This window comes from Tistrella mobilis (assembly GCF_041468085.1).
Classification (GTDB): Bacteria; Pseudomonadota; Alphaproteobacteria; order Tistrellales; family Tistrellaceae; genus Tistrella; species Tistrella mobilis_A.
Genome location: NZ_CP121017.1, coordinates 2,349,174 through 2,361,757, shown reverse-complemented (window position 1 = coordinate 2,361,757; position 12,584 = coordinate 2,349,174). Strand labels below are relative to the sequence as shown.

The following is a 12,584-nucleotide window of genomic DNA, read 5'->3' as shown; positions in this document are numbered from 1 at the left end:
GCCGGCGAAGGCCGATTGACGCCGTGACGACTGCGTGATTCCATGCACCCCATGTCGATGCAGAGGGACATAACGCGCCGCTTGCGCCAGATCGCGCCCCAGATTTTCTGGGGGTGCCTGGTCAGCTATTTTGCCTTCCATGCCGTCCAGGGCGACCGTGGGGTCGTTGCCTGGCTGCAGATGCGCCAGCAGCTGGCGGCGCTCGACCATCAGCTCGACGATGCCCGGGCGGAGCGGCAGCGGCTTGAAAAGCAGGTCGCCCTGATGCGGGCGGAAAGCCTGGATCCCGACATGCTCGACGAGCAGGTGCGCCGGGTGCTCGGGTATACCGATGCGCGCGATCGCGTGGAATTTTACGACGCGGCTGCTCCCGTCACTCCGGAAGCCGCGCAGGAACAGGCTGCTCCAGCCCCATCAGGTTCCGGAACGCCGAGTGTTCTGGATGTGCTGCCCGAGGCAGCGCGCTGACGGCACTGCCATGTGACCACCCGTGATTGGAGGTCGGGGCGTTTTGCGCTAGGCTCTCCCTTGATGGATCACGGGAGGGGGCTGTTGCCGCGATGATCTACTTCTCCACCGCTACCCAGGGGCGAGCCAGGATATCCGGCCCGCTCGCGGATGCCGTTCAGACCCTGCTGGACCGCGACGGCGCGCGGCTGATCGTCGATGGGCGGTTTGGACCGGCGAGCGCTCGTGCCATGAATGACTGGCAAGCCAGAAATGGCTTCCCGTCCTCTCCCACATTCTCCGAGGACCAGTGGCAGCGCCTCTCGGCGCTGGGGCCGCTTACCGCCTTCGACCGGGTGTTGAATCCGACCGTTGCCTTCGAGGGGACCTATTTCACCGGCGTGGTGGGGGCCTTCGATTCCGGGGGGCTCACCTGGGGCATTCTCGGCTTTACCCTGTCCTCGGGCGCGTTGCAGGAGCTGTTCTCGGATATCGAGACCAGGGCTCCGGGGCTGATCGCCGGCATTTTCGGCGCCGAATACGGCCAGTTAATGCAGGCCCTGCCACTGCGCGGTCAGGCCGCCGTCGATTGGGCGAAGACGATTTCGACAGGTGCCGACAATACGCAGCTGGTTGCGCCCTGGGCGGGCTACTTCTCCGCACTGGGTGGCCGGGGGGCTGCCAAGGCGGTTCAGATGGATCATGCCTTTGCGACGTGGTTCGGCCGTGCGGTCGGCTATATCGACCGGTATATGCCGGGCAGGCAGGTCTCGCTGCTCGATATCGCTTTCTGGTTCGACGTCGCAGTGCAGACCGGGGTGAGCAGCGCGGTTTCGACCGACCTGCTGGCCGTCGATATGACAGGCCTCGACAACGCCGCCTGTCGTGCGGCTTTCGCGCAGGTCATCGCCAATCACGCGGCTGCCCAATGGCGGAACGACGTGCTGAGCCGCAAGATGACCTTCGCCACCGGTCGGGGCACGGTCCATGGCGCGGTCTATGACCTGGCCGATTGGGGCATAACCGACGACGTCGTGCCGGCGCCCGACACGGAGACCCGGCCGGTCTTGTCGACCATGTTCAGTGCCTGCTGATCGTCGCCGGTGGCACGGATGGCGGCCGCAAGTGCGGCAACAGCTTTCAGATACTGCTGACGGGCGGGTGAATCTGCAGGCAGCGTCGAAAGCGCGGCCTGCAGCGCTATTACCTCGCGATCATCGGCCACGTGTGTCCGCCGGAGATCATCGGCGTCGAGCAGATGGTTCGCCGTGGTATTCAGCAACCGTGCAAGCACCGGAATTGCTGCGGCTGGAATGCGGTTGACGCCCCGCTCGTATTTCTGCACCTGCTGGAAGGTGATCTCCAGAACATCGGCGACGTCGCTCTGGCTGAGACCGTGCAAGCGGCGCAGCCGCTTGATCTTGTGGCCAAGCATCACGTCTGCCTGGCCGACGAGCCTGGCTGCCATCACCGGTCTCCATCCTCAGGCCGGGACGTCTTGTCGAGAAAGCGGGCGAGTCTCGGTCCGGCCTCGCTGAAATCGCCGAGGCTTGAGTAGCCGTAGAGCGTTTCCAGCCTGAGGGCATCATCGAGCGGCCGGCCGATCAACTCCAGCACGGTCTCCTTGGCCGAGCGGACGGCGGCGCGGCCGTTATCCCGGATGCGTGCAGCTGTTTCCAGCGCCGCGTCCGCGAGGTCTGCGCGCGGCACGACCCTGGAGACCAGGTGCAGGCGCAGTGCTTCCGCGGCATCGACGGGCCGGCCGGTGAGGGTCAGGTCGAGTGCCGTGCCGATCCCGGCGATGGCTGAGAGCCGCACCAGTCCGCCATCCCCTTGATGCAGGCCGTAGCGCAGCTCGAACACGCCGAAGATTGCGTCTTCCGCGGCGATGCGGATATCGCAGGCGAGGGCAAGTTCGAACCCACCGCCGATGATGTGGCCGTGCAGTGCGGCCACCACCGGTTTGGCCAGGCGATGACGACCCCGGGTGAGCCCGCCACCGATGCCCGTCGGCGCATGACGTCGCGGGGCCATCATGTCGGCGCCCTTCCAGCGCGGAATGAAGCTTTTCAGATCGGCGCCCGTGCAGAAGGCCCGGCCTTCGCCCGAGAGAACGGCGACATCTGCCGCGTCATCCGCGGCGAAGCGCTCCCAGGCTCCGGCCAAGGCCTGGTTGAGCCGGTCGTCGAGGGCGTTCAGCGCCTCTGGCCGGTTCATGACGATGCGGGCGATTCCGTCCTCAACCGCATACAGCACCAGATCGTCGCACATTGTACCGAGGCCTCCCGATCAATGATGGGGCTGCCGCCGAGGGGGGGCACCCGCTGGCGCCATGATAGGAAACGATCTAAACTAAAGGAAAATGGATTATATGGATCCTATAGATCCAAAATTTGGATGAAAGAACCGCGATGACCCTCAGGCAATTGCGCTATCTGATCGCCGTGGTGGCTGCTGGCAGTATCACCGAGGGGGCGCGCTCTCTGAACGTGTCGCAGCCGGCCTTGTCGGCAGGTCTGGCGGCGCTTGAGGACGAACTGGGAACGCCATTGCTGGAACGTCAGCGCGGAGCCGTCCGGCTGACGGCTCTGGGCCGACGGTTCCACCGCCGTGCCCTTGGGATCGTGCGCGATGCCGATCTCGCCCGTCAGGAGGTGCGGCGTGGGCTGGAGCAAAGCGTCCTGACGCTCGGTGTGCTGCCGACAGCGCCCATGGAGCTGGTCCTGGGACTGATTGATGCCTTGCAGCGGCACCTGCCGGGGGTGGAGCTGACCGTCAGGGAGGCGCGCGAACCCCGATTGGCGGATGCTGTCGGTTTGGGTCGGATGGATGCAGCGCTGACCATCTCGGATCGCGTCGCCGACGGCTGGTGGTTGCCGATCGGGGACGACCCTCTGGTGGTTGTGTGTCCGGTCGACCATGACTTCGTCCGGCGCGGGTCGATCCGGGCCGCCGATCTGGACGGGAAAGCTTTTGTCCTTCGCATGCATTGTGAGCGGGGCAGGGATGCGCAGGGATTGCTCGATTCGCGCGGCATCAGGCTGCGTCCGGCCTTTGCCACCGATCAGGATGCCCGGGCTTTTGCTGCGGTGCGGGCCGGCCTGGGTGTCACCATTGCGCCGCGCACGCTGATACCGGAAGGCTTTGGTTTCGTTGCCGTCGAAGATCTGGGGCTGACGCGCCGTCTTGGCCTGCAGCTCTCGGTCGGTCTGGATGAGCACCTGTCCGGCGCTCTGGTTGCTGCGCTGCGGGATGCCCAGTCTGCACAGGTGCTCATTCCAGGGAAGAATATGACGATTAACTCAGTATAAGTTAATCGTCCATATTGCGACGCAGCACAAGGATTTGCGCGCCGTGTTTCGCTTGCCAGCCGCGGATGTGGGGCTTAGGTTCAACTCCACCTAGGCGCTCTGGAGCCGGCTCGTGCGGCTCCCGCGCGTCACATCCGGGGAGGACCGCATGGCGACTTCGCGCCGTAAGCCCTCGGGCTCGCAGAGCAACGCGCTCGCGCCCGAGAACAGCACCATCGAACAGCTGGTCCACTATTACCGAGAGATGCTCCTGATCCGGCGCTTCGAGGAGAAGGCCGGCCAGATGTACGGCATGGGCCTGATCGGTGGCTTCTGCCACCTTTATATCGGCCAGGAAGCCGTCGTGATCGGCATGCAGGGCAGCCTGGTCGATGGCGACAGCGTCGTCACCAGCTATCGTGACCATGGCCATATGCTCGCCTGCGGCATGGAAGCCCGCGGCGTGATGGCCGAACTCACCGGCCGCCGCGACGGGTATTCGCGCGGCAAGGGCGGCTCGATGCATATGTTCTCGGTCGAGAAGGGTTTCTTCGGCGGCCATGGCATCGTGGCGGCCCAGGTGCCGATCGGCACCGGCCTCGGCTTCGCCCACAAGTACAAGGAAGACGGCAAGGTCGCCGTCACCTATCTGGGCGACGGCGCGGTCAATCAGGGCCAGGTGTACGAGAGCTTCAACATGGCGAGCCTCTGGCACCTGCCGGTGGTTTACGTCATCGAGAACAATCTCTACGGCATGGGCACCTCGGTGGCCCGTGCCAGTGCCGTGACGGAGCTCTATCGCCGTGGCGAGAGCTTCGGCATTCCGGGTTTTGCGGTCGACGGCATGGACGTGCGGACCGTGCGCGGTGCGGCCGAATTCGCGGTCGAGCATGCCCGCAGCGGCAAGGGCCCGATCCTGCTGGAGATGAAGACCTATCGCTTCCGCGGCCATTCGATGTCCGACCCGGCCAAGTACCGGTCGAAGGACGAACTGAACCGCATGAAGGCCGAGCGCGACCCGATCGAGCTGGTCAAGAAGCTGCTGATCGACAGCGGCGAATGGGACGAGGCGAAGCTCAAGGGCATCGATCGCGAGATCAAGGACATCGTCGTCGACGCCGCCGATTTCGCCCAGGAGAACCCCGAGCCCGATCCGTCGGAGCTGTGGACGGACGTGCTGGTTGAGAGCTGATCGAGGCTCTGCCGGCTCAAGGTTTTCACAGGATGTCGGGGCGGGGCGCATCAGCGCCGCCCCGGTGACGGATTTCAGAGAGAAACGGGTCCATACATGCCGAAGATCACGGTACGCGAGGCGCTGCGCGACGCCATGGCCGAAGAGATGCGCCGGGACGGCGATGTCTTCGTGATGGGCGAAGAGGTCGCCGAATACCAGGGCGCCTATAAGGTTACCCAGGGTCTGCTCGACGAATTCGGGGCAAAGCGTGTGGTCGACACCCCGATCACCGAACACGGCTTTACCGGCCTCGCCGTCGGCGCTGCCATGCGCGGCCTGAAGCCGATCGTCGAGTTCATGACCTTCAATTTCGCCATGCAGGCGATCGACCAGATCATCAACTCCGCGGCGAAGACCAACTACATGTCCGGCGGCCAGATGCGCTGCCCGATCGTGTTCCGTGGCCCGAACGGTGCGGCGGCGCGCGTGGCGGCCCAGCACAGCCAGGACTATGCCAGCTGGTATGCCCATGTGCCCGGACTGATCGTCATCGCCCCCTGGTCCGCGGCGGATGCAAAGGGCCTGCTGAAGGCCGCGATCCGCAATCCGAACCCGGTGATTTTCCTCGAAAACGAGATCCTCTACGGTCAGAGCTTCGAGGTCCCCGACGATGACGACCATGTGGTCGAGATCGGCAAGGCCGCGATCGTGCGCGAGGGCCGGGATGTGACGATCACCGCCTGGTCGATTAATGTCGGCAAGGCGCTGGAAGCCGCGGAGAAACTGGCGGAAGAGGGGATCGAGGCCGAGGTCGTCGACCTGCGTACCATCCGTCCGCTCGACGTCGACACCATCGTCGCCTCGGTGAAGAAGACCAACCGTCTGGTGACGGTCGAGGAAGGCTGGCCGACCGCCGGCATGGGCGCCGAGCAGGCCGCGCTGATGATGGAGCACGCTTTCGATCATCTGGATGCGCCGGTGATCCGGGTCTGCGGCAAGGACGTGCCGCTGCCCTATGCCGCCAATCTCGAGAAGCTGGCCCTGCCGCAGCCCGACGACATCGTCGAGGCCGCCAAGCGCGCCGTCGGCTACGAATTCTGAGCCGGCATCGCCGGACCCCATCGAGACCGAGGATCGAACATGGCTCAGACCATCCTGATGCCGGCCCTGTCGCCGACCATGACCGAAGGCACGCTCGCCAAGTGGCTGGTCGCCGCCGGCGACAAGATTGAAAGCGGGCAGGTGATCGCCGAAATTGAGACCGACAAGGCCACCATGGAGGTGGAAGCGGTCGACGAAGGCGTGCTGGCCGAGATCCTGGTGCCGGAAGGCACCGAGAACGTGGCCGTGAACACGCCGATCGCCGTGCTCAAGGAAGAGGGTGACGACGATGCGGCGGTGGCGGAAGCCGCCGCCGGCGCTGGCGCAGCTGCGGAGAAGGCCGAGGAGGCCGAGGCCGCCGGTGACGAGGAGGGGGAGACTGAGCCCGCGACGGCATCGGTCACCAAGGCCTCCGCGATGCCCGCAGCCGGAAACGAGGGCGGCCGGATCAAGGCGAGCCCGCTTGCCCGCCGGATCGCGTCGGAAGCCGGTCTCGACCTTTCGGGTGTCGAGGGCACCGGTCCGCATGGCCGGATCGTCAAGGCCGATGTCGAGGCCGCGATCGCGTCCGGTGCGAAGCCGGCCGAGGCGCCGAAGGCGGAAAGCCGCAGTCAGGCTGCTCCGGCTGCCGAGGCACCCAAGCCCGCCCCGGCTCCGGCCCAGCAGGCGGTCGCCGGTTACAGCGTGGCGGCAATCTCGGCCGCCGCCTCCGCTCAGACCCGCGATCTGGTCGACAAGCTCGGCATGCCGTACGAGGCCGAGGCCAATAACGGCATGCGCAAGACCATCGCTCGCCGCCTGCTCGACGCCAAGCAGACCGTGCCGCATTTCTACCTGACGGTGGATTGTGTCATCGACCGGCTGCTGGCGGTGCGCAAGGAGCTGAACGAGCGTGCCGGCGACGGTGTGAAGATCAGCGTCAACGACTTCGTCGTGCGGGCCAGCGCCCTGTCGCTGCGCAAGGTGCCGGCGGCCAATGCCGCCTGGACCGACGAGGCGGTGTTGCGCTTCAAGGATGTCGACGTCTCGGTGGCGGTTGCGATCGATGGCGGGCTGATCACCCCGATCATCCGCAAGGCCGATACTAAGGGGCTGGCCGCGATTTCGTCCGAAATGCGGGATCTTGCGACCCGTGCCCGGGACGGCAAGCTGAAGCCGGAAGAATACCAGGGTGGCACATTCTCGGTGTCGAATCTCGGCATGTACGGCATCAAGGAGTTCTCGGCGATCATCAACCCGCCGCAGTCGGCGATCCTTGCCGCCGGCGCTGCCGAGCAGCGGCCGGTGGTGAAGGATGGTGCGCTGGCGATCGCGACGGTGATGACGGTCACGCTCTCCTGCGACCACCGGGTGGTGGACGGCGCCGTCGGCGCCCAGTTCCTGGCCGCCTTCAAGAAGCTGATCGAGGATCCGCTGTCGATGCTGCTCTGAGCGGCATCCGGCGGTTCATCCTTCGAGACACACACGAGACGGACGGGAGACCCATCCCATGCCGATCAAGGTTCTGATGCCGGCGCTGTCGCCGACCATGACCGAAGGCACCCTGGCCCGCTGGCTGGTCAAGGAAGGTGACACGATCGAAAGCGGTCAGGTGATCGCCGAGATCGAGACCGACAAGGCCACCATGGAGGTCGAGGCGGCCGACGAGGGCGTGCTGGCGAAGATCGTTGTGCCGGAAGGCACCGAGAACGTCGCGGTCAATGCCCTCATCGCCGTCCTTGCCGATGAAGGTGAGGATCCGGCCGAAGCGGCGAAGGCCGCGGCCGGTGGCGGTGACGCGCCGAAGGCGGCCGAGGCGCCCAAGGCTGCCGAGGTCCCGAAGGCGGCGGAGCCCCCGAAAAAGACCGAGACACCCAAGGCCGAGCCGAAGAAGTCCTCAGGTCCGAAGAGCGGCGACGATTACGACGTGATTGTGATCGGCGGTGGCCCGGGCGGCTATGTCGCGGCGATCCGCGCCGGTCAGCTGGGCCTGCGCACGCTGGTGGTCGAAGAGAAGCATCTGGGCGGTATCTGCCTGAACTGGGGCTGCATCCCGACCAAGGCGCTGCTGCGTGCGGCCGAGGTGTGGACCCTGGTCAACCATGCCAAGGAATTCGGCATCACGGTCGAGAAGCCGAGTTTCGATCTGTCGGCGATCGTGAAGCGCAGCCGCGACGTGGCCAAGACCCTGTCGCAGGGCGTGGCCCACCTGCTGAAGAAGAACAAGGTAGAGGTCGCCGATGGCCGTGGCAGGCTGAACGGCCCCGGCAAGGTCGTGATCGAGGGCGCCAAGGGCAAGCGCAGCGTGACCGCCGACCACATCATCCTGGCGACCGGTGCCCGCGCCCGTGTGGTCAAGGGGCTGGAGCCTGATGGCGAGCGGGTCTGGACCTATCGCGAAGCCATGGTACCCGAGAGCCTGCCCAAGTCGCTGCTGGTGGTCGGTTCCGGTGCGATCGGCATCGAGTTCGCGAGCTTCTATCGCGCATTGGGCGTCGAGGTGACCGTGGTCGAGCTGCTTGACCGCATTCTGCCGGTTGAGGATGCCGAGATTTCGGGTCTCGCCCGCAAGGCCTTCGAGAAGCAGGGGATGAAGATCCTCACCGGTACCCAGGTCAAGGCCCTCGACAAGGGCAAGGACGGGGTGACGGCGACGCTTGAGGACGGCAAGGGCAAGACCCAGAGCCTGAAGGTCGACCGGGTGATCGTGGCGATCGGCATCGTCGGCAATACCGAGGATCTGGGCCTGGAGACGACGAAGGTGAAGGTCGAGAAGGGCCAGATCCAGGTCGGTCCGTATCTCGAAACTGATGAGCCGGGCATCTATGCGATCGGCGACGTGGCCGGGGCGCCCTGGCTGGCCCACAAGGCGTCGCATGAAGGTGTCATCTGCGTCGAGGCCTTCGCCGGCGTCGAACATGTCCACCCGATGACCCGCGAGAACATTCCGGGCTGCACCTATGCCACCCCGCAGGTGGCATCGGTCGGCATGACCGAAGCCAAGGCGAAAGAGGCCGGTTACGACGTCAAGGTCGGCCGCTTCCCCTATCGGGGCAACGGCAAGGCCCTGGCGCTGGGTGAACCGGAGGGGCTGGTCAAGACGGTGTTCGACGCAAAGACCGGCGAACTGCTGGGCGCCCACATGATCGGCGCCGAGGTGACCGAGCTGATCCAGGGCTATACCGTCGCCAAGACCATGGAAGGCACCGAACTCGACCTGATGCACACCATCTTCCCACACCCCACCCTGTCGGAGATGATGCACGAGTCCGTGCTTGACGCCTTCGGACGGGCCATCCATTTCTAGTCCGAAATATCCTCAGCCCCGCGACAGGCACATCCGTGCCGCGGTCGACTGTGGTATGCTCGACAAAAGGCCCGGCTCCCGATCACCGGTCGGGGCCGGGCCTCAACCCATCCAGGCCGGGGGACATCGCACGTGGCCGTGATCATCCATCCCGTCGAGACGGCGCCAGCCAGCACCACGCCAGCCCAGCGTCAGCGCAAGCCCGACTGGATCCGCGTCAAGGCGCCGACCTCGCCACAGGTGGCGGAAATGCGCCAGCGCATGCGGCGCCTCAACCTCTTCACCGTCTGCGAAGAGGCTGCCTGCCCGAATATCGGCGAGTGCTGGACCCAGAAGCACGCCACTGTGATGATCCTGGGCGATATCTGCACCCGCGCCTGCCGGTTCTGCAATGTCGCAACCGGCATGCCCCGGGCAGTCGATCCGGACGAGCCGGCGCATCTGGCGGAAGCGGTGGCCGAGATGGGGCTTGCTCATGTGGTGGTCACCTCGGTCGATCGCGACGACCTCGATGACGGCGGTGCCGGTCAGTTCGTGCAGGTGATCCGCCGCATCCGCGAGATGTCGCCCGAGACCACCATCGAGGTGCTGACCCCTGATTTTCAGCGCAAGAAGGGCGCTCTCCAGGCTGTGGCCGAGGCGCGGCCCGACGTCTTCAATCACAATCTGGAAACCGTGCCGCGGCTCTATGCCGATGTTCGGCCGGGCGCGCGCTATTTCCACTCACTCAAGATCCTGTCGATGGTGAAGGACGTCGATCCGTCGATCTTCACCAAATCCGGCATCATGGTCGGCCTTGGTGAGACCAAGGGCGAGGTTCATCAGGTGATGAACGATCTGCGCGCCGCCGATGTCGATTTCATGACCATCGGCCAGTATCTGCAGCCCACGCCCAAGCATCTGCCGGTCGACCGTTTCGTCACGCCCGAGGAGTTCCAGTCCTATGCGACCATGGGGCGGGCCAAGGGCTTCCTGCTGGTGTCGTCCAGCCCGCTGACCCGTTCGTCGCATCACGCGGACAAGGACTTCGCACGGCTGAAGGCCGCACGCGAGGCGCAGCTTGCAGCGGGCACCGCTCAGACCGTATAGAGAGACGTCCGCCACGGCACGGTGGCAGCGGAGCCTGCACGAAGCAGGGGCCGCTGCCCGGCTGCCGTATGTCAGACGATTCTCGCCAACCGGAGTTAGCGTTCGACGATGCCGTCCTTCAGCGAAAAGCGCGTACTGCCCTACGCGCCCGACCAGCTTTTCGACCTCGTTGCCGCCGTCGACCGCTATCCGGAGTTCCTCCCCTGGTGCATTGCCTCGCGGATTCGTACGCGTGAAAGCTTCGCCGATGCCGAGGGGCATAAGCGCGAACGCATGGAGGCCGATCTGGTGATCGGCTTCAAGATGATCCGCGAGCGCTTCACCTCGAAGGTCGAATTGCTGCGTCCGCATGAGGTACTGGTCACCGACGTCACCGGGCCGTTCGAACATCTGCGCAATCGCTGGTGTTTCGAGCCGCATCCGGAGGGGTGCCTGGTCGATTTCGAAGTCGATTTCAAATTCCGCTCACGCCTGCTCGACAATGTGATGGGCGCACTGTTCGGCGAGGCCACCCGGCGCATGGTCAAGGCTTTCGAGGCCCGGGCCGCCGATCTTTATGGCCGCGAGCATCTGCATCGCGGTCAGGCGCCGCGCCCCGCCGAGCCCTGATCCCGGCCCTTCCTCACCGACTTCCCTTTCTCCCCGGCCTCTCGATTTTTAGGTGTGACATCGCGATCGGGGATGTCACAGGATGTCCGGGGTGGGCGTCTTTCCGGCAGCGTCTCCCTGTCGAAGGACGATCCGATGACCGACATCGCCACGCCGCCTGCGGGCTTCAGCCGCTGCCGCTCCGGCGGTTTTGCCGTGACCGGCCTTGCTGCCATTGTTTCGAATAACGATCCGGATGCGATCGGCGCCCTGTGGGGGCGCTGGTTTGCGGAGCGGCCGCTGGAGGGGCAGCCCTGCATCGAGGCTGCGACCTATGCCGTCTATGATCAGTATCAGGGCGACCACTGCGCCCCCTTTCGGCTGACCATCGGCCGGGTTCTGGTGCCCGGTCTGGCGGTGCCGGACGGGCTGATCCGGGTCGATCTGGCCGCGGCCGATTTTCTGGTGCTGCAGACCGCCGGCCCGCAGCCGGCGGCGCTGGCCGCAGGCTGGGCCAGGATCTGGCAAACCCTGCCGAACCGTGCCTTTCGGGCCGATTTCGACAGATGGCCGGATGCCGAGCCGGACCGGGTGGACATTTATGTGGAGCTGCGCGCATGAGCATGACGACAAGCGCCATGCCGGGAACCTCCGCAACCCGGACCGATGCCTTTCTCGCCCATGCACCGGCGGCCTGGGCGCAGGCCTACCGCCTGACCGGCAGTTCGGCCGATGCAGACGACGTCATGCAGGATGCCTGGCTGCGCTGGCAGCGGGCGGAAACCGGCGGTGAGGCCGGCCGGCCGCGCGAACCGCGCGCCTTTCTGCTGTCGGTGGCGACCCGGCTTGCCCTCGATCGCCTGCGCAGCCGCAGGCGGGCCCGCACCGGCTACCCCGGACCCTGGCTGCCGGAGCCGCTGATCTCCGACATCGTAGCGCCTGAGACCGGCGCAACCGAAACGACCGAGACGGTGTCGCTTGCGCTGCTCCGGCTGATGGAGCGTGTGCCGCCCTCGGAACGTGCGGCTCTGCTTCTGGTCGAGGTGGCGGAGATGGAGGCAGACGAGGCGGCTGAGGCGCTTGGGATTACACCTGTGGCGCTGCGTCAGCGGCTGTCTCGGGCACGTCGGCGCCTTACGGCAGCCCGGGCGGAGCTGCCGGCGGCGGCTGATCCGCTGCTCGACCGCAGCCCCGGCAGCAGCCATGCCGATCCAGAGGCGGCGCGCGCGCTCGCCGAGGCGGTGCTGAAAGCGGTGGCAGATGGTGACGAGGCCATGCTCCGGCGCCTGCTCGCTCCTGAAATCGTGCTGGAAAGCGATGGCGGCGGCAAGGCGTCGGCAGCGCTGAACCCGATTCGTGGTGTCGACAAGGTGGTGCGGCTCCTGCTTTCGATCACCCGCAAGAACCCGGCCCGCAGCGTGCGGCTGGCCCTGGTCAACGGTGCGCCCGGGTTCATCCAGGGCTTCCCCGACGGTAGTATGAGCGTCAGCGCCCTGGTGCCCGACGGGCAGGGGCGGGTGGGCGCCATCCTGACGATGCGCAACCCCGACAAGCTGGGCGCCGCGCGCCGCCTGTTCGACGGGCGCGACTGATCCCGATCGGCCCGCCG

The 12,584-nt window shown here is 65.9% G+C and carries 12 protein-coding genes and 2 pseudogenes; 12 read left to right on the top strand and 2 right to left on the bottom strand.

Going from position 1 to position 12,584, the window contains the following annotated elements; translation table 11 throughout:
- Positions 1–81 precede the first annotated feature (81 nt).
- Positions 82–468, top strand: coding sequence for a septum formation initiator family protein (locus P7L68_RS16495; RefSeq protein ID WP_372006707.1), 387 nt, complete (start codon positions 82–84; stop codon positions 466–468).
- A gap of 92 nt (positions 469–560) precedes the next feature.
- A complete protein-coding gene (locus P7L68_RS16490) occupies positions 561–1,541 on the top strand; it encodes a hypothetical protein (protein WP_372006706.1) in 981 nt (326 codons plus the stop codon).
- Here P7L68_RS16490 and P7L68_RS16485 read toward each other — a convergent pair.
- Both P7L68_RS16485 and P7L68_RS16480 read right to left on the bottom strand, forming a co-directional pair.
- Positions 1,445–1,915 (bottom strand): helix-turn-helix domain-containing protein, encoded by a 471-nt coding sequence (locus P7L68_RS16485; RefSeq protein WP_372006705.1) that lies wholly within the window; start codon positions 1,913–1,915, stop codon positions 1,445–1,447. The genes P7L68_RS16490 and P7L68_RS16485 overlap by 97 nt on opposite strands.
- A complete protein-coding gene (locus P7L68_RS16480) occupies positions 1,915–2,718 on the bottom strand; it encodes an enoyl-CoA hydratase/isomerase family protein (protein WP_372006704.1) in 804 nt (267 codons plus the stop codon). Before P7L68_RS16480 ends, P7L68_RS16485 begins: the two co-directional genes overlap by 1 nt.
- 140 nt (positions 2,719–2,858) lie before the next feature.
- Here P7L68_RS16480 and P7L68_RS16475 point away from each other — a divergent pair, with 140 nt between their 5' ends.
- From P7L68_RS16475 to P7L68_RS16430, 10 genes and pseudogenes are all read left to right on the top strand, one after another.
- Positions 2,859–3,758: a LysR family transcriptional regulator gene (locus P7L68_RS16475; RefSeq protein ID WP_372006703.1), complete on the top strand. Its 900-nt coding sequence runs from the start codon at positions 2,859–2,861 to the stop codon at positions 3,756–3,758.
- Positions 3,759–3,906: 148 nt separating this feature from the next.
- Positions 3,907–4,929 carry a pyruvate dehydrogenase (acetyl-transferring) E1 component subunit alpha gene (gene pdhA / locus P7L68_RS16470; protein ID WP_014745234.1) on the top strand — a complete coding sequence of 341 codons (1,023 nt, stop codon included), beginning with the start codon at positions 3,907–3,909 and terminating at the stop codon, positions 4,927–4,929.
- Between the two features lie 99 nt (positions 4,930–5,028).
- A pseudogene (locus P7L68_RS16465) lies at positions 5,029–6,012 on the top strand (pyruvate dehydrogenase complex E1 component subunit beta); the annotation flags it as partial.
- 39 nt (positions 6,013–6,051) lie between these two features.
- Positions 6,052–7,443 (top strand): pyruvate dehydrogenase complex dihydrolipoamide acetyltransferase, encoded by a 1,392-nt coding sequence (locus tag P7L68_RS16460; protein WP_372006702.1) that lies wholly within the window; start codon positions 6,052–6,054, stop codon positions 7,441–7,443.
- Between the two features lie 58 nt (positions 7,444–7,501).
- Positions 7,502–7,720 (top strand): annotated as a pseudogene (locus tag P7L68_RS16455) (biotin/lipoyl-containing protein); the annotation flags it as partial.
- Between the two features lie 198 nt (positions 7,721–7,918).
- Positions 7,919–9,298 carry a dihydrolipoyl dehydrogenase gene (gene lpdA, locus P7L68_RS16450; protein ID WP_372006860.1) on the top strand — a complete coding sequence of 460 codons (1,380 nt, stop codon included), beginning with the start codon at positions 7,919–7,921 and terminating at the stop codon, positions 9,296–9,298.
- Between the two features lie 132 nt (positions 9,299–9,430).
- Positions 9,431–10,387 carry a lipoyl synthase gene (gene lipA / locus P7L68_RS16445; RefSeq protein ID WP_372006701.1) on the top strand — a complete coding sequence of 319 codons (957 nt, stop codon included), beginning with the start codon at positions 9,431–9,433 and terminating at the stop codon, positions 10,385–10,387.
- A 108-nt stretch (positions 10,388–10,495) separates the two neighbouring features.
- A complete protein-coding gene (locus P7L68_RS16440; RefSeq protein WP_372006700.1) occupies positions 10,496–10,996 on the top strand; it encodes a type II toxin-antitoxin system RatA family toxin in 501 nt (166 codons plus the stop codon).
- Between the two features lie 135 nt (positions 10,997–11,131).
- Complete coding sequence (locus P7L68_RS16435) at positions 11,132–11,596, top strand: GyrI-like domain-containing protein (protein ID WP_372006699.1); 465 nt, start codon at positions 11,132–11,134, stop codon at positions 11,594–11,596.
- Positions 11,593–12,567 carry a sigma-70 family RNA polymerase sigma factor gene (locus P7L68_RS16430; protein WP_372006698.1) on the top strand — a complete coding sequence of 325 codons (975 nt, stop codon included), beginning with the start codon at positions 11,593–11,595 and terminating at the stop codon, positions 12,565–12,567. The genes P7L68_RS16435 and P7L68_RS16430 overlap by 4 nt, the downstream gene beginning before the upstream one ends.
- Positions 12,568–12,584 lie beyond the last annotated feature (17 nt).